The organism is Sinorhizobium sp. B11, from assembly GCA_039725955.1.
Lineage (GTDB): Bacteria > Pseudomonadota > Alphaproteobacteria > Rhizobiales > Rhizobiaceae > Rhizobium.
Genome location: CP091034.1, coordinates 1806623 through 1824631, shown reverse-complemented (window position 1 = coordinate 1824631; position 18009 = coordinate 1806623). Strand labels below are relative to the sequence as shown.

13 protein-coding genes and 1 pseudogene are annotated in these 18009 nt (G+C 57.4%); all 14 read right to left on the bottom strand.

What is annotated here, in order from left to right:
- Window positions 1-172: 172 nt before the first annotated feature.
- Window positions 173-688, bottom strand: a complete 516-nt coding sequence (locus LVY75_18860; GenBank protein XAZ25222.1) for a gamma-glutamylcyclotransferase — start codon at window positions 686-688, stop codon at window positions 173-175.
- On the bottom strand, window positions 688-2589 hold the full coding sequence (locus LVY75_18855) for a site-specific DNA-methyltransferase (GenBank protein XAZ25221.1): 1902 nt from the start codon (window positions 2587-2589) through the stop codon (window positions 688-690). The genes LVY75_18860 and LVY75_18855 overlap by 1 nt, the downstream gene beginning before the upstream one ends.
- Window positions 2590-2639: 50 nt before the next feature.
- On the bottom strand, window positions 2640-3521 hold the full coding sequence (locus tag LVY75_18850; GenBank protein XAZ25220.1) for an HNH endonuclease: 882 nt from the start codon (window positions 3519-3521) through the stop codon (window positions 2640-2642).
- A 94-nt stretch (window positions 3522-3615) separates the two neighbouring features.
- Window positions 3616-4381, bottom strand: a pseudogene (locus LVY75_18845) (DUF4391 domain-containing protein).
- A 14-nt stretch (window positions 4382-4395) separates the two neighbouring features.
- Window positions 4396-7527, bottom strand: a complete 3132-nt coding sequence (locus LVY75_18840) for an SNF2-related protein (GenBank protein XAZ25219.1) — start codon at window positions 7525-7527, stop codon at window positions 4396-4398.
- A 264-nt stretch (window positions 7528-7791) separates the two neighbouring features.
- Window positions 7792-7971 carry a hypothetical protein gene (locus LVY75_18835; protein XAZ25218.1) on the bottom strand — a complete coding sequence of 60 codons (180 nt, stop codon included), beginning with the start codon at window positions 7969-7971 and terminating at the stop codon, window positions 7792-7794.
- A 455-nt stretch (window positions 7972-8426) separates the two neighbouring features.
- Entirely contained in the window at window positions 8427-8624 is a 198-nt protein-coding gene (locus LVY75_18830; protein ID XAZ25217.1) for a hypothetical protein, read from the bottom strand.
- Between the two features lie 57 nt (window positions 8625-8681).
- Complete coding sequence (locus LVY75_18825) at window positions 8682-10199, bottom strand: AAA family ATPase (protein ID XAZ25216.1); 1518 nt, start codon at window positions 10197-10199, stop codon at window positions 8682-8684.
- A gap of 1428 nt (window positions 10200-11627) precedes the next feature.
- Window positions 11628-13061: an AAA family ATPase gene (locus LVY75_18820; protein XAZ25215.1), complete on the bottom strand. Its 1434-nt coding sequence runs from the start codon at window positions 13059-13061 to the stop codon at window positions 11628-11630.
- Window positions 13054-14784, bottom strand: coding sequence for an AAA family ATPase (locus LVY75_18815; protein XAZ25214.1), 1731 nt, complete (start codon window positions 14782-14784; stop codon window positions 13054-13056). Before LVY75_18815 ends, LVY75_18820 begins: the two co-directional genes overlap by 8 nt.
- Window positions 14785-14943: 159 nt before the next feature.
- On the bottom strand, window positions 14944-15255 hold the full coding sequence (locus tag LVY75_18810) for a hypothetical protein (protein ID XAZ25213.1): 312 nt from the start codon (window positions 15253-15255) through the stop codon (window positions 14944-14946).
- 55 nt (window positions 15256-15310) lie between these two features.
- Window positions 15311-17179 carry an ATP-dependent RecD-like DNA helicase gene (locus LVY75_18805; protein ID XAZ25212.1) on the bottom strand — a complete coding sequence of 623 codons (1869 nt, stop codon included), beginning with the start codon at window positions 17177-17179 and terminating at the stop codon, window positions 15311-15313.
- 26 nt (window positions 17180-17205) lie between these two features.
- On the bottom strand, window positions 17206-17592 hold the full coding sequence (locus LVY75_18800; protein XAZ25211.1) for a hypothetical protein: 387 nt from the start codon (window positions 17590-17592) through the stop codon (window positions 17206-17208).
- Window positions 17589-18008, bottom strand: coding sequence for a hypothetical protein (locus LVY75_18795; protein ID XAZ25210.1), 420 nt, complete (start codon window positions 18006-18008; stop codon window positions 17589-17591). The genes LVY75_18800 and LVY75_18795 overlap by 4 nt, the downstream gene beginning before the upstream one ends.
- Between the last annotated feature and the right edge of the window lies 1 nt (window position 18009).

Below are 18009 nucleotides of genomic sequence, written 5' to 3'. Positions count from 1 at the left end.
ATTGCCGATACCGCGCTCGTTTTCGGCGAAACCGAGTTCTCCCTGGGCACCGCCGTCTGGGCGGCGTGTGTGACAGTAAATTCGGTGCGGTTGATCTCCTGGCCCCGAAACAGGTCACATACAGCCTCAATTGCGGTGTGCTGATAGTCTAGGTCGGGTTCGAAATGCAGTTTCATGCCTGCACCTCGCCTATAATACGCATGTTTTGGTCGTGACGCGTCCGGTCGCGGTCTTCGTTGGCATGGGCCGACGCCATGCTCTCGATGTAATCGGCGGGAAGGCCGTGCTCCTTCGCACCTGCAACAGCGAGCGCGCGATACCAGCTATAAGGTTTCAGCGCCGGGTCGGTATCTGTCGCCACGTATGCTTTCACAGCGAGCAAGTCAGGGCCGTAATGTACCTCGATCTCAGTTTCGTCATAGCCGGAACCCAAGCCCTCGGCTTTGTCAAGGTCGGCCTTCTCATCGCCGGCAATCTCATACAAGACGCCGAATACCGATGTGCCCGAGAGGTCGGTACGCACGATGTCGCATTTGCCCGAGCCATCCTTGCTCTTCTTGTGCCAGCGAAGCTGGTAGCCGGGCAGTTCGGCAACGCCCAAGAACCGCGCAGACGGGCATCGTGCCCGGATGCGGGCGGTTGACATGTTGGAGCCGTAGGCGAAGGTGATAAACGGAACCGAGCTCATCACAGGCTCCTCACGTCGTGGATACCGTTCTGGTTCAGGATGGCCGCCATATTGGTCTTGGCCACGTCATCAGAGAAGCCGGAATCCTTGAAGACGACACGGGTATCGACGGCCGGCGCGAGGGCCGCACGCCACGCGACAACGCCGTTGCCAAGTTCTTCGACGACATCTTTGGTCAGGCCGTCGGCAAGGCAAACGATCAGTGCGCCGCCCCCAATCGCGTGAACGGTCTTGCCCGCGATCTGCCTTTCCTCCATGGAGACACAGAGATCGAGGCCAAGCTTCAGCAGCAGTTCGTAGAGCACGTCCTGCTCTTTGCGTCCCTGGACTAGGTGCTCAGCATTAGCTAGAAGCGTGCCCTCCAGATCGGACGGCTCCGGTGCCCAAGCTCGGATATTTGAGTGCGCAAGCTTGAATACACGGAAGCCATAGTCTCCTTTGAATAGCGAGTTTGCATCGCTTATTTGCTTAGAGCAGCGACGCAATCTTTCCTTAGTCAGCTCAGATAATCTTCGTGGCACACCGAGGCTATCGCAAAACTCCGCTGCAACTTTCTGCTCTCTGTTGTTGGGGTCGAGGAGCTCCGGAAGCTGCACGAGAATATATCTCCGTGCAGCGTTCTCTGCTGCATTTTGCTTGAGTGAGGCGTGTCCGGTCGTTCCTGATCCGGCGAAGAAGTCGAGGATAATGTCTCCGTCTGTCGTGACCTGCTCAATGAGGCTGGAAATCAAACCTGTGGGTTTGGGGAACTGAAAGACGTCACTACCGAACAAGGACCGAATTTCCTGGGTACCGTCAGCGGTGTGAACACCGTCTATGATCGACCGGAATGCAATGAATTCGGCTCGCATCTCTTGACGAAATTTCTTCTCGCGCGGTCTTCCCTGGTCGCTTTTGGGAAACAGAATTTTGCCCTGCGAGATCAGCTCCTCCATTTTCTGTTTTGAGTAGCGCCATCCTGTCGAAGGGCTGGGCGGAAACACACGACCGGTCGACGGCTCTAAAATGTCGTAGTGCAAATTTGGTCGCTGATCCCGCGTGGCAAGCCCAAGAATGCTTCGACTCATCCAATCCCCACGGGGATCATTGTCTGGATTGGAGAACTTGGATTCGTCGCGCCCTACCCCCCTCAGTGAAAAGTTCTCATCGCGGGAATAGGCCAGAATGTATTCATGATCAGTGGACACGTTCGTGTTTGCTCGCGCGTCGGTGAACTGACGCGCTTTCCAGACGAACTGTGCGACGAAGTTCTCCTCACCGAATATTTCGTTTAGGATGAGCCGAAGGTCTGCTACCTCTCCATCGTCGCAAGATACGAGGATCACGCCGTCAGGGTGAAGAAGTGTCCTCGCGACTTTTAGTCGAGGATACATCATATTCAGCCAGTCAGTGTGGAATCTGCCAGACGTTTCCGTATTCGAACTCGTTCGCATCCCACTCTCGACTTGCCCTGTAACCTCAAGATAATTCTTGATGCTATCAGTATAGTTATCTGAGTAAACGAAGTCGTTTCCCGTGTTATATGGAGGATCGATGTATATGAGCTTCACCTTGCCAGAGAAGCTTCTTTGCAGCAGTTTCAAGACCTCGAGATTGTCGCCCTCGATCAGCAAGTTGCGAGTTGTCGCCCAATCTACGCTTTCATTAGGGAACGGAAGTAGAGTGCCCGTCGAGGGGGTGAGAGCAATCTGGCGCGACCGCCTTTTTCCGTGCCAGTTTAAGCCAAATTTCTCATCACGTCGATCGCCAGGCTTTCCAAGCAGATCCTGTAAGATGTTCCAGTCGAGGTCACCATCAGCAAACGCCTCTGGAAACAACGTTTTCAACACCGCAACGTTTTCAGCGACCGGGTCGGCGCTATGCTTTTCCAGTGCATCCCATTTCTGGTTATCTGTAGTCATTCGTATCTCGCATGCTGAAGGGGTCGGCTATTATGTCGTTTACTGCTTGGCTACCCGTGAAACTGACTGAAATGATACTCAAGTGCTGCGGTATTGGGATGGACTGACGCTTTCGCCGGCAAACTCAGACCTCTGCCGTCAAGCGACTCATATTGGGATCCCTTGAGCAATCGAGAGGTCTTGACGACCAGCGACTTGGGTTCCACGGAGATCAACGCGAGATCAAACAGTGTGTGAACATCTGCTCGCAGGAGCAGCCCATTTGTCACGAGATTCGTCTTAATACCTCTATATGGCGAGATATGCGCGGCTTCCAGTACCCAAAGAGTTTTGCACCGTGTGATAGCGCATTGTCCGGCATATGCCGAAACCAATTTGCGACGGAACGCTTGCTGGCCAAGCCTACGTATGACCGAGGCGATGATGCGTCTCCTGCCGTCAGGAATGTTCTTGGGATCAAAATCGTCCACACTGACGGTATCAGCTTGCGAGAGAAAATCGTCAAACCGGCTTGGATCGGGTACCTTCAAGGCAGTTAGCAGGACAGAGGGCGCGACGGCAATACCAGTGTTGGCGACGAACATTCGCACTGAGCCGCTGATGGCCTTCAGCGCTATCAGTTGTTTTTCGAGAGCGAAACGCGCGTGAAAAGACTTCCCGAGTCTGAAGATTAATATGAAGGGCGGGTTGTTCGGGTCGTAGGTGTTCGGGAAGCCTGCCGACAAATTCCAGGCGGGATGTCGATGACTGTATTGATCGCGAATACGCCACTCGCCGCCTCGTCGGTTCGGGTTTCCGTCGAAGGCCAACTGCATGGCTATTGTCTGTGCTGGGTCCGCCGCAGCGGAAATGACCGCTTCGGTCTTCCCAGACGCGTCAAGAAAGTCGTCTATAGGAAAGCCGCTGGAGCAGACACCCAGCGCAATATGCATTGCGCCTCCCCCTCTTCCATGGGGAGAGGCGTTTCCATTCATCGCTCTAAAATCTGTTGAGCTTATGCGCCTCCATAGCACTAGCGCCTTCACTTCACGCCCCCCCGACTAAAATGTTTCTTTGCCGTAAAAGCTTGTCATTGACGAGCTGAAGCTGGTTATTGAGATCGACTTTTTGGCGAAGCTGCTTCGCGCGGCCGGCCAGCCCCTTTAGCCGAGCCGCTTCCTGGGACAGACGCTTATGTTCTTCGAGTGCCTTCCGGCGCTCTTCAATCGCTTCACCATCCTCAATCGCGCTGAAGACGCCTGTCAAACGTCCGGCAAGCAGAGCCTCTATACGGCTTAGCCAGCCGGCATAGAGGTCGTAGAGATTGCCTCGAGGCTGCTGTGCCAGTAGCAGGCTATTGAGGAATGCCGCTTGCACCGGATGGCTTGCGCCGAACTTCAAGCCGGTAGCGGCGACGACCCCTTCTATGACCACGCGTGCTGCCTCGTTCTGTGCCCGCCGCTTGTGCGCTGCTGATACGGCTATGCCGTTCTCATCAGCGGTCACAAGAAGGACCGGATATGGGATGGCGCGGTGGATCAATTCAATCAACCGGACTGCTTTGGCGCCTGGTCGGAAAAACACATCCTACAACGGCAATCTCAAGATATTCCCTTGTATCGTCTGTGAAGGATGGCACGCCAATGGTCGTTGGCTTACAAGCGGCAAACCATTGCAGCTCTGCGATTCCGTCCTGAACGGCACGTCTGTCGGCTGGCGTCGGGGCGCCTTGGTCGACCAACAGCTTTTTGGGTACGCGGGCGTCCACACGTGCGCCGACCGGCAAGCCTAGCGCATCGACAACGACACGCATGTTCGCGTCGGCCGTCATGCCGTTTCCGCTTCTGACGCAATGATAAGAAAGGCAACAACCTCGAAATCATTGATACCGGCAAACTCGCCCTTGAGGGCATGCGTACCTCCAGGTGAGAACAGGCTAGCAACCGCACGTTCTTCGCTCTTGCCGACTACGGATGCGACTGCCCGCGACAGGAGCTTCTGGTAGGTCTCCATGTCTCGGCCGAAGCGGGTGGCCTTGTCAAAGCGGGCGCACGCCCCGGCGTCGGGAAGGTCGCGGCCGATGCAGACCTTCTTGAGCCGGTCGAGTACCTGCTTGACTTGAGTGTAGGAAAAGAGCACCTCCCCGGCCTCGCTGACATGCACGACATAATGCGGGCTCAAAGGATAGCCCGGCTCCGCAGCGCGTTCCGCCACTTCGCCCACAGCCCGGAGGCAGAAGATCGCGCCAGGTAGTATGGCATATTCCGTATTTCCAGGTAGATCATCCGGGCAAGCCACGACGGCGTAAGAACCAAGCGGCAAGGATTCGAGGCGTTCACGGTTCTCCCGAATGTACCCGGCCAGATCGACGCGAAAATCGTTGAGCGTGAGGTCGGCGATGGACACGCCGCTGGAAAGATCTTCAAGGTCGATCACCGCGTCCTGGAGCTTCTGCAACTGGGCACGGCGGTATTCCAAGTCGTTCATTTGATTTCCGGCCTGGAACTCGATGACGTTCTCCTCGCCGGTGGCAGATACGTCGAGCAGTACCATGCGCCCGCTGACGCGGGATTCGAGATCCAAATACTCGTCGAGTTCTATATTGGGCCAGAAATTCACAAGCTGGATGCAGGTGTTCGTCGAGCCAATACGGTCGATGCGGCCGAAACGCTGGATTATGCGAACTGGGTTCCAATGAATATCGTAGTTGATAAGGAAGTCACAATCCTGAAGGTTCTGGCCTTCAGAAATGCAGTCGGTGGCGATTAGAAGGTCAATCTCCCCTTCTCCAGCGAGGTCCGCCGGTCTCTCCTTCGAGCGAGGTGAAAAGGCACTTAGGATCGAACTCATGTCGGAGCGCAGACGAGACAGGGTCGTCTTGTTGGCTCCGGTGCCGGTCACGACGGCAGCATGGATATCGAGGGCTTCATACGCCCAGGAAGCAAGCTCCCGGTAAAGATAGTCGGCGGTGTCCGCGAAAGCGGTGAATAGCAGAATTTTGCGATTCTCGCCGTTTATCGGCGCACCGACCTTAAGCGCGATAAGTTTTTTCAGCTCGGCAAGCTTGGAGTCGCGGTCCTCGGTCACAGCTTGGGCCGCCGATAGAAGGGTCGCCAGCCGATTACGATCCTCGACGAGATCTTGGCTCCAACGAACTCGATCCACATCCTGCAGCAGAACCTTCACCTTCCGGCCAACGAGAAGCGCCTCGAAGGCAGGATCGTCGATGTCCACGTCGTCGATCATCAATTCATCGATAGACTCCGCGTGGGAGCCAATCTTGGCGAGAAGAGCGTTGATGTCGCCCAACTGCCGTTCAATAGTGAGCGCGAATGAAGCGACAGAGCTTTCCATGCGCTTCAGAAGATTGACGCGCATCAGGTGGATTAGGCTCTCTTCCCGGTCCACCTGGCGAAAATAGCTTTCGCCACCGCGAATCTTGGTGCTGTATTTCTCGTCGTAGGCGACCTGCTTGTTGGGAAGGACATACCGCAACGGAGCGTAGGCGCCTAGCGTAAGACGCCTAATCTCGTTGTTGATCTCGCGGATCGGTCGGAACTCGCCCGCCAGATCAACGTCTGCCTTGATGTTAATGGGTCGGAGCCGATCCGGAAACTCACCGGTCTCGGCAGTGCCATAATACCGCTGCACATGCTTGCGAGACCTGGCGATGGTCAGCATATCGAGGAGCTTGAAGTAGTCGAAGCCTAGCATGTCCATGAGACGCGAAGGCCGGCGCTCGACCTCAGGCAGGTCGAGCCAACGATTGAACTGCCCCTGCGCCTTCCGGATCGTCGCTTCAATGCTGGAAATGCCGTGACCGAACAGAGCGAGATCGTTGCCCTCGGTCATGAAGGCAATCTGGTTCTTCAGGTCAGCTAGCCTGTTGTTAACCGGAGTTGCGGAAAGCATCAGGACTTTGGTCTTCACGCCAGACTTGATGATGCGGTTCATCAGGTGGTCGTAGCGCGTATCGCGATCCTTGTGTGTCGACTTGTTACGGAAATTATGAGATTCATCGATGACTACAAGATCGTAGTTGCCCCAGTTCACATGCGAGAGATCGATGTCCCCCGAGGTCCCGCCATCGCGGGACAGATCGGTGTGATTCAGGACGTCGAAATTGAAGCGGTCACCGGCAAGTACGTTGCGATTGTCATTGGCTTTGTACAGCGTCCAGTTGTCGCGCAGCCGCTTTGGACAGAGGACAAGGACTCGGTCGTTGCGTAACTCATAGTACTTGATGACTGCGAGCGCCTCGAAAGTTTTACCCAAACCTACGCTATCGGCAATGATGCAACCGCCGATGCGTTCAAGCTTATCGATCGCGCCGACGACGCCGTCGCGCTGAAACTTGAAGAGCCTTTTCCATACGGTCGTGTTGCGGATACCCGTTGCGGATTTCACAATCCGTTCTTCGTCGAGCTCGTCGCCTAGATCCTTGAATAGATCGAACAAAAACTTGAAGTAAATGAGGGAAGGAGCGCGTTGCGACGCCGCTTCGCCGAGATAGGCTGTGAAAACGTCTTCGTGGAGTGACTGAGGCTTTATTGCGCTCCAGTTGGCTTGAAACCACTCTTCGAAGACGGTTGCTTCGTTGCTGCTGTCGGCGACCTGTACCAGACCGAGTTGTGCGCTCGGCGTGACGCCGAATCCCTCAGTCGTAAAGGCGCAAGTGCCAAGAAGAGCACGTGGTGCGGCGTCGCCATGCACTACCAACATGGACTGTGGAGGGGCGGCAACCGCATACCGGATCTCAGCCTGCCTCCTAATCCAATCCTGGGCAGCGCGAGCGAGCCATCTTCCCTGAAGCCTGTTGCGATAGGGAATGTCGGTAGGTCCACCGAAAAGGTGCTCAACGAGCAATCTCGGTTCGCCGAGAAGCAGCCTGACATTACCTGGCTTTTCCCATATGTCTCGGAGTTCCGCGAAGGCATGCAGCGAAAACTGTGGCGACATAAGGTCGATCGCTGTACCCGTCCGGAGCCAGTCACGAAGCTGGTCGATTACACGGTCCGTGCCGCTATTCCGTAGCAGTCTCATCGATTGCCTCTATCCCGCAGGACTAAGATATCTCAGGTGCCTCCGGTCCATGAAGCATTCCTTGAGGTTGTAACCTAGCCATTCCGGAATTGCATCAACGGGGAAAGAGATCAGTGAAAGATTTCACAGATATCACGAAGTATCTGCGGACGGCAGAGGATGCCACTACAGGCGATAGCCTTAATCATTTTTTTCTCGAATACTGAGCCCTAACATCCCGAAAACTTTACGGTTCTGATCGATGTCGCTTTCCACGACGCTCTCCAGTTTTTCGCACAAACTGTTTGCCTCCGGATCCCCCTCTGCGAGTTCTCGCAGGTTTTCGAAATCTTGGAGCATGTCGGCCACGGCAACACGCATGGCATGTCCGCACGAAATGACCGTTTGTATTGATAGCGTCAAGTTCCGTAGGAGCTTCCGCCGTTCTTCCCCTGTCATTGAATCGGTCAAAGCTGGATCAATCCCTTAAAGCCCAAGTGCTGGTTGTGAGGCCCTAGCTGATGCCTCTTCTGCAGCGGCACTCGTGAGGGCCACGAGCGGTACGCCGCTGTTACTGTGCTGGGCTACTTGCATGCGAACAAGATGTTTCTGGCCGCCTTGGCGACTAGCCATTCGCCGTCGGACATCATCTCGGGATTCCCGTTTGTCATGTGGACGGTGCCGAAGTGCAGCCGGCCAACCTTGAGCTCGCGGTCGACAAGAGGAGTTAACCGCAGTTCCCTGGCGATCGATGGTGATAGCGTTAATGCGCGGTCGAATTTCGCCGACTCGAGCCCGGCCGACCGAAGATAATGGGTGGAAGGTGTCCAAGACGTTTAGGGACGCGTCGGCTGCCCTTCCAGCGTGGCAACACCCTTCTCTGTAATCTGCGCGGCCCCTGAAAGATTCGACGCCTTAAGTCCCGGCGTCGACCCAGGTGCCACGGTGCTGTCCTCCACGATGAGCGTGCCGACAGTCATTGGCTGCCTGATGAACAGCGTGCCGGTTCCAAAGAAGCGACCGAAGAGCCTCATCGAATTCTGCAGTCTTTCCGCTCTTCGCCTGCGGGCGGCGGAGAACAGGTCGCTGGACTATCGGGACGCGGTTTCCGCTCGCTTAAACTCCATCCTCCTATCCACAACAAGCTCGGCTGCTAGCCGCATCAGCCTGGGCTTCTCCTTGATCAGAAGCTCCTTTGCGGCGCGGTACTCGCGAGCCAGGATGGCGTTGATCTCTTGAGTCAGTTCTGGAGGTACGGGCCAGAGGCCGCCAATTCTGCTCCTATCGGCATAGAACCGCATATTCTTGCCCATTCCGTAGGATAGAACCATCTGCGCTGCAATTGTCGTCGCAGTTTCGATGTCGGAGCCGGTAACGCCAGCACCGCCGATGGATCGGCTTCCTTGAACTACCTCTTCGGCCGCCATGCCTGCTAGCGAAATCCGGATGCGAGCCAGCAAAGTCGCTTCCGTCGGAAGGATCTCGTCAATCATTCGATAATGCACCCGACCTCCTTCTTGTACGTCGAATCCTTGATCAGAAACGCTCTCCTCCAGTTCCACAACGATATCCCCCACCAGCTTAGAGGCCAGCGCGACCAATACGTGCCCGCATTCGTGAACAGCCGTTCGCAGAACCACCGCTTCCGGAAGCTTTGTTTTCTGGGGGAGGCTTGCCTTAATGTCTTCGGCAGTGACCATCCGCCCATGGATTCGGGCCGCGCGCTTAGCCTTCCGGGCAAGCCTCTGTAAATCAGCCGGTGTCGCGGATCGAAGAGCGTCCGTAGCCTTGCGAATCTCCGCTGCATCGACGGCTCCCGCCAAGTGATGGGCTAGTATGGCCGCCCGCTCATTTTCATCCGGAAGATCGATGTGGAAATGCTCTTCGAACCGGCCGGAACGAATGACCGCCGAGTCAATGTCTTCGAATCTATTAGTGGCACCGAGCAGGATGACACCCTCAACATCAACAAGCCCGTCCGTCAGCTCCAGAAAACAGTTGACGACGTTGGACTCGTAATAAGCGTTCTTCCCACCGGATCTACGCCGGCCGATCCCGTCGAGCTCGTCAACGAAGAGAACGGCGCACTTGCTCCTGCGTGCCTCCGCGAAGGACGCCCGCATTGCTCTCAGCATATCTCCTAGGTAGCCATCTCCGCTGGCTTGCCAGGCTGCGACCGACGTCGCGACAAGGGGTACACGAAGTTCGGCGGCCAGTGCCGAGGCGAAGAATGTCTTACCTGTTCCTGGAGGGCCTATGAGAAGCGCCCCATGGTCAATGTCCTTCCAGGTAAGCGTGCCGGCCTTCCAATCCTCTAGGTCTCGAGCCAGCGCCTGTACCCACGGACGCACGTTGGAAAAACCAGGTACCTCGCTGAGGGGCTTCGCAGAAGAACTACCGTGTCTAGCCGCAGTGTTCTGCAGATCTTCCTTTGACAGTGCGCGTCTGCCGATGAGAGCGCCGATAACGCCGAGATCAGCCCTCGTAAGCTCCTGAAGTAGATCAGATGGAAGTGCTGGCAGCCCGGCGAGACGGCGCCCTGCTGCCATCTGACGTGCGGTTGGTGGAAACGTATTGACAATGACGTCCGCGGCCTTCAGTAGCGTCATTGGCACCAAGTCCACCGAAGTCGTCACGATCATCAACTGGCGATGAGGGCCTAACGGATCGATCCAATCAATCGACTTCGGTTTCGTGGACGGCCTCAGTACCTGGACAATCCTTCGCGACGCCTCTCGCGACGACAAAAGGGTCCGGCGCTGCCCTGTCATTAGGAGTTCCGCAGCACGACCGTACCGGTCGATCCAAACCTCATCGACAACGACAATCAGAATTCCACGAACATTGCCTCTGAACTGTTCAAAAGGTCGAAGGGTGGCTCGCAGCGAGCTGTATGCAAGAAAGTAGCCGAGGTTCTTCCGCAGCTCCGCGAAGGCACTAGGTGAGATCCGGTGCTTCATGCCGCGTACCTCGAGCCGACAAATGTTCGCAGCCGGGACGAAGTGTTTAACGTTCGCGCATACAACTTTCCATCTTGCTTCAGAAACGTGTGGAGCTCGCGGCTCCCGCCCGGCAGCGTATGATGGCCGTCCACCATTCTCTCCAAACAGGGCGCCCTGCGAGGGCAGTTCTTGTGATCTCGATGCGCCGGTACATCGACGGTCCCGTCGACTCTGAAGTCGCTCTCCTGGAGACTCAGGCCGCGCAGTAGACACTCGAGGCGTTGCGCCTCCCTTAGCAGAGCATCAGTCATGATTCGGTCTCCGATCCGGACAAAGGATTCGACGATAGCATTCAGCGACGCCTATGGCGTCTTAACTGACGCCTAAGGCGTCAGTCGTCAAGATCCTTTTCGGCTGATTTGCCGAGCAATAGGATCCATGCAATTGAATCCTTATGTTGCTACCGCCACCGATCATGATGAAGCTTGCAAGGGAATTCCTTGGCCTAAGCCAAGAGATGGTTGAGGTGCATTCTGGACTTTCGCGATCAAGCATCCAAAGGGTGGAACGCGGTATGGCCGTGATGCTGAATTCCGCAGCGGAACTAACGAAGTTCTACACCAACAACGGCATCGTCTTCCTGCCGCCGGAGAACGGTAGAGGATGGGGCCTCATTAACAACAATCTAGTCGAAGATGATGCCCAACTAAGTCGCCTTCCGCCTGTAAAATTGAAGCCTCGCTCTGGGACGAAGATGGGTTAGCTGCGCTACTTCGATATCGAGGCGCGTGCGGGGCCACAGGGCGACCAACCGTTACAGGGAAGCGGAAATCGAGGGGCTCATTGCCGCCCCTCTGCCGGCCCCTGGGGCCGGCATTCACCCGCTAGGATATTTCGCGTGAACGATTTCCATGCTATAGGCCAATCACGGTACAGCCGGGGACGGCGATGACCGTGTGAACGACGACGGACTGGCGAAGGTCAGTCCGTTGTCATTTCGCCCTTAACCGTACTGCAGCACCGATCAAGATCCTCCGGCGTCGATCATGCCGCAGGAGCCCGCGGGAGATCGTCTAAGAAAAAGCCCTGGTGTTACTAGCCCACAAGCGGACTTGTCGAACATACCACCAGTTTCTTAGAGCCCCTCGTAATCGCGACGTAGAGGTTCTTCATGTTCCTCTCTGGAACGTTGTCGAAGTCAGAAGCATCCAGGATGACGGCAACGTCGGCCTCCAGCCCCTTGAACAGAAGCGGACTGCCGACCGCGCGTGGCGGCACGCACCGTCCCAGCATCCTGCTCTGCTCGCGGATGCGGATGGCCGCTGCAAGAAATCCGTCGGGTTCATTCGGAGCGGACGAGCGTAAAGCGTTGATGCAGACGCGGAGGATCTCCGGTCGGTAGGTTCTTGCCCCTGGGTTGTTTTCCAGCGCTTTGAAGAGATCGATGAGATGCTGCGCAGAGCCCGTCGCTTTGTAGTCGATGGCCGCGAGCTCCGAAGCGGTCACATCCTTGCGCCCGGCGCCTCGCTCGAGGACGGAGACCCGCCTCATCAGCTCGTCCTTAGATACCTGCGTGGTGAGTTGCGAGGCGAAGGACAGTACGTATTCAAGATCACCGGGCCGGTCGAGGACGACACCTGCGGCAAAGTCAGTCAGGTCGGTGAGGTCCACCGCCTCTACTGTTACCGCTCCGGGCGTCTGCATGGCGATCCGCTGCTGAAGCCTCTTCTGATTTCCCGCGGCCATAATCAGGACCTCGCCTCCGCGCTGCGGTGATCTCGCGTTGCAGGCCCGGCGCCGTTTCTTTTCGTCGTCATCACCGTCGAGATGAACCCACTCGACCTCCGCGGGGGCGTTCCGAAGGTCAATCTGGTTTCCTGCCAGAAGGGTCTTGCGAGCCTCGAGCAGCCACTCTCCAAGATTTTTTGCGCCCGCGTTGATCCACCGCCATGGCGTCTTCAGTTCACCGACCTCAAAGAAGTTCGAGCAGACGTCGTCGTTCCAGTCCGGGTGGTCGCCGTTCCAACTAAAAATCTCCTGCATCGGATCCCCAAGCACGACCGTGGGGAGGATGCCGGAGAGATGGCAGGCGATGACGTGCTGCTCCCGGCCGCAGTCTTGATACTCGTCGACGATCAGCCGGCAATAGCTGGCGGCCAGAATGTCGTCGATGTGCTGGCCGTGTAGAAGTTCGACCACCGCGTTTTTGATTGCCGGGTAGTCCTTTCCAGGAGTCTTCAGATCCAGATGCCTGGCATCGATTCCGGACCGGCCTGGAAACGTTTTTAGCATTCTGAGCGCCCAACCGTCCAACGTGGCAAGCCGGTACGACGACGCACGGACTTCGGCACGTTCCAGCCTCGCTCGAAGTGCGGCGACGCCTGCATTCGTGTGCGTGAGGATCAGTATCGGTTTATTCCCGGAATGCCTTGCAAGGGAATCCGCAATAAGCTGGGTTTTGCCGCATCCCGCCGGCGCCGTCACCGAGCCACAACGGATATCGAGAAGGTCGATCTCGTGATCAGCCATTGATGGTCCAGTCCCGAAGCGCCTTCACGATCTTTCGGAAATCCTGGTCGGATTCCGCCCAGTAGGGCACGATGACGTCCCGGCCGATCTCCTCCATATCGGACACGGTCTTAAACCAGCTCTTCTTGCCTTCCTTGTTTCCCCCGGCGGCATTTCCAAGCGCAAACCTACTTGCAGCGCTCAGTTCCCCTTCTCCGATTTCCTTTCGCACAACCTCGAGCGTCACCTTGTTGTCGGAGTAGCTTCTGAGCTGGCTGTCGACTTCCTGCTCGGACCTGTCCTCCAAGGATCTATACAGAAGGATTTCTACCGCCTTCACGGGCAGGCTCTCGAACAGCTCCACCTCCAGCTTCTTGCCCTCGCGCCATTTGAAGATCCTGCCGTCCAAAGCCTCGAAGGCCGTCTCCTCGACTTCTTCGGGACGATAGTCGTCGTCGCGGAACGTTGCGGTACGGTATCCCATCCTCTGGAAGGCCTGGGCACGGGACATTATCTTCTTGTAGCCACCTGCGTCGACAAGGCAGGTGCCCTCGGCGTGCATGGACTTCTTCCCGGCGTCCGACAGGTATTGGTCAACGCCTCGCACAAGGCCTATTTCACTCGCCCCCTCGCATACCAGCACGGAGCGAGCCAGGAAGGCCTCTGGATGGACCCTGAGGGTTCCTTGCAGATCAGGATGATCGCCCGCCCATAGCACGTGATGGCCGCCGGCGATTTTGCGAACGATGAATAGCTGCCCGACGGCGAGCTCCCGGACGGCGATCGGCGAGTGGCTCGTGACGAAGACCTGGAGTTTCGAATCCTTGTTCTTGGCGCCGAGGTTCCCTAGGAAGCGGATGATCCGATGTGGTTCCAACCCGTGCTCGAGTTCGTCCACGAGCAGGAGCGAAGATTTGCTCGCGTTCCTCTGCTGCAGCCCAGAAATCATCAGGCGAGACGAACCGATTCCCAGCTTCTTGAGCGGAACGCCCACCTCGTCGTGCAGCGAGATCGTGCCGGCAGTCACGGAGACCGCATGCGCTTCCAGCTCCGCGCGGGCCTTTGCACCGACGTCAATGCCAAGCTCTCCCGCCACGGTAGTGACGATGTCCAGCGCCTTGGTCAGGTTCTTGTCGGCGTCCTTGCCAAAGACCTTCCTCGCCTCCCGCGCCGCGGCCAGGAGCGCCGTCGAGGCGTCGGCGGTCTCGTCGGAAAGCTTGTTGAGGATGGAACCTCGACGCCATGAGAGATTATGGTCGGATAGGGCTCCGATGCGAACGGGCGCGAGGTCGACACGGTCCGACCACAAAAGATTCCTGCTCTGGCCGGCGGCTGCAGCCCGATCGGATTGGAGCGACCAGACAGGCTCGAGATCGCTCTCCACGCGCAAGTTCAGCGTGATGACGGTTTCCAGACCGACCGTAGGCTCGTCGTGGATTTCCATCTTGTCCTTGTCGAAGCCGCGAAGATAGATCCCATAAGTCTCGACTGACATAAGGGGTGGCGCGAGGTCGCCCAGAGTGATGGAGATGTCGATCGGGGCGCCCACTTTCAGCGCATGGAAATCTGCATCCGTGAACTGGGCCGTCCGTCTCGCACCTACGCAGAGGTCGATCGCGTCGAGGATGGTGGACTTGCCGCCATCGCCAGGGCCGATCAAGCAGTTCAATCCCGGTTGCGGATGCCACACCAACGATTGAATGCCACGGAAATTCAGTATTTCGATCTTTCGAATCGTCGCCATGTCGGCCCGCGAGAATCATTATGTTCCACTGCAGTAGTTCATGTCCCGCTAGAAACGGCAACCGAGAGAGTATCCGGCTGAGATATCCCGCACGGCATGGGCGTGCCGGTCGAGGACGTCTGCCCCTGGTACATGACCAATTTGGATCGACTCGATCGATCATGACTCAAAAAAGACGAACCGATTAGGGTATACTTCAGTCTTCCCATCGCAGGTAATCGTAATGTGATAAATATCGGCGTCTCTGATCGTTACGGTCATTTCGTAGTCGGCCGGGAATAACTGATCAACGCGGCGGAAGAAATGTTTCGCGTCTCCGGCGTCACTTCCGAGATGCTTGTCCATCAGTCTTTCGATCCCTAGGACGTCCCAGGCCTCGTCGTGGCTGCCATCGGGAAGCGTAAGAAAGTGCAGCGTTGCGTCGAAGAAGACGGACGTGAATACCTCCATGTGGGCGGTGTTTTCTTTCATGATAAGTTTCCGATCGACGTGCGCCGGTGCAACTCGAACCGGCCTGGACTCGCTTTCAGGCTTCGCTCGAGAGGGAATGAGCCGCCGGTTCATTCGATCTGAGCCTCAGGGACACGTCTCTGTCGAGCGACCTCGGATCTGGTCTGACCCCCCTGCCAAACCCGGCTTCTGACCCCACGAGGATGACCCTGTCGATAGCCCTTGTTATGGCCGTGTAGATCATTGCTCGATCCATATTCGCCGTCGGCAGGACGGGCATGACCACGTTCCGGAACTGGCTGCCCTGAGCCTTATGGACGCTGATGCAGTAGGCAAGGCTGAGCTTCTGGATCTCGCCAGCGCCGATTGAGTGCCTCTTCCCGTCGAATACGGCGACGACGCTATCACCATAGAAGCCGTCCACCACTCCCATCGATCCGTTCCACAGGTGGCGGTCGTAGTCGTTGACAGTCCAGATGCATGGGTCGCCTTCGGCAAATCCATTCATGGCGCTGAATCCGGCATTCGTTCTCAGAGCGTGGAAATGAGCATTGATAAAATCGATTCCCGCGACGCCGCCATATACTGCCGCCACGACCTGCACCTCCTCGCTCTGGAGATCGTGAAGAATGTCTTCGATGGTTTCGACGATGCGGGCCTCGGGCGCATCCGCAAAAGTGCAGCCTGCTCGCTCGCGGTTATACGACGGAACTTGCGGGGCCCGGCCCTCGCGTATAGCGACGGAAACCCGAGGAATGCCGCTTTCCTCCGACGCCCTTAGAATCCTGGTGAGTTCTGTCTTCGGTATCCGACTCTCCAGGACGAGACGATGCAAGGTGAGACCGAAACCGATCGGCGGGAGCTGAGCCGTGTCACCCACCAGAAGGCAGCGGGCGTCTTCCGGAAGATGAAAGAGTATACGGTAGAGCGTAGGAAGATCGAGCATCGAAGCCTCGTCGACTACCACGAGGGTGTGTCGACCGAGCTCGATACGCCCATCGGCGACGCCCTTCAGCCAGGACGCAACGGTCTGTGCAGGCCTTCCCGTCGCCTCGGCGATCCGTCCCGCGGCCCGTCCGGCGATGGCGAGCTGAAAGACGTTCATGCCGAAGTGGCGGGCACCTGCGTTGATTGCGCGGAGCGTAGTGGTCTTGCCTACGCCGGCGCCGCCGATAAGGAGGGAGAAGGCGTTCTTCAAAGCCATTCCGACTGCGTCGCATTGCTCGTTCGTCAGAGATCTTGATGGATCGAACCTCGCGAGGAAGCTGGCGACGTCTTCGGAGCGAATGCCGTCGAGGAACAGGTCATTGCCGACGGTGCGCCGGACATGGGCGTCGATCCGGGCTTCGATGAATCTCTCCATGTAGGCCGCGCCGGCAGGCTGAAAACCACCGTCAATAGAGATCGCGGCCCCGTCGGAGACAGCAAGTTCCACCGCCGTCAAAGCATCTTCTTCGGACACGCACAGTCGTTTCGCCACCAGACCCACCAGAACTGGTCCCCCGCACCAGGTATGTTTTCGGTCGAGGCGGTCGTAAAGGATGCTCTCTACAGCAGCAACGAGCCTACGGGGGTCGCTCCCGCTGACGCCCAAAGCCGTAGCCACCCTGTCGACCTGCGGCCATGTGCAGACGGTCAGCAGCCGGTAAGGGTTGTCCTTCATCTTCGAGACGGCCTCGTCGCCCCAGAAGGCGACGGCTTTACGGGCGACGTTCAGCTCGATCCCCTGCTCGTCGAAGAACACTACACAGTCGGCGAGCGCCTGCTGATTGCGCCAGGCCTCGACGACGATTGCGGCCTGATTGCGGTCGAGCAGTTCCGACAGGCGGTGGAAATCGCCGTCCCCAAGAATCGCATAGAGGTCTGGTCCGAACGTCTCCCACAGACGCTGGGCAGTGGCCTTACCGACGCCGACGAACTCCGGTCGAGAGGCGAGGAATTCCACGATGTGATGCCCGCGTGGCATTTTCGTCATGGGATCACACGCTTGCCTGTCAAGGTGGCATGCTCATACCTTGCCAACCTCCGCCGCAGCTCGTAGTTCTCACCGCGTAGTGAGGCGAGCTGCTGCTCAAGAATGGTGATACGCGCCTTGTCGGCTCCGTCCCGTCGCGGCGGCTCTGGAGCGGCTGGCCCATCAAGCCCCAGCGCGACGACTGCATCGCTGAGCCTCCTCTCGAAGCGCTTGTTCTGAGTGAACGTCTCCCGATTGAACCCGCACGCTGTGGCGACGGCCGTCTTGTTGACCTTACCGCCCCGGCTTGGCAGCTTCAGGCCAGCGGCCTCTATCTTTTCGAGGTAGGCCTCGAGGCGGATGAAGTGCTCCTCACTGATCTGTTGGAAGGAGTTCTGGCTCATCGTTCCTTCACACTCCCGTCGCGGTCCACGTCAGGCAGTCGTCTGTTCAGGTCCAACTCTGAGATGCCACGGCTCCGCGCGTTGTAAAGCCATGTCGCGAACTTCTCCTCGAAGCGGCCCTTCTCGGCCTCGATCACGGCAATCTTTGCTCTTAGGCTTTCAATGGTGTTCTGCAAGAGTTCGATTTCAGGCCGCGGCGCCGTATCACGCGGCTTATCTGTCCGCAAACGATCCTTGGCCTGCTGATACGCCGTCTGGATATTCTCCTGCTTGGCAAGGCCTTGTCGTGTAAAGCTGCGGCGGAGAAGCTTTTCCACGCGCTGCAGTAATCGATCCCAGGTTAGATCGCCGCGCCACGAAGTCAGCATATCGACGATCCGTTCGATTTCATCGGTCTTGAGACGGGCCTTTGCCACC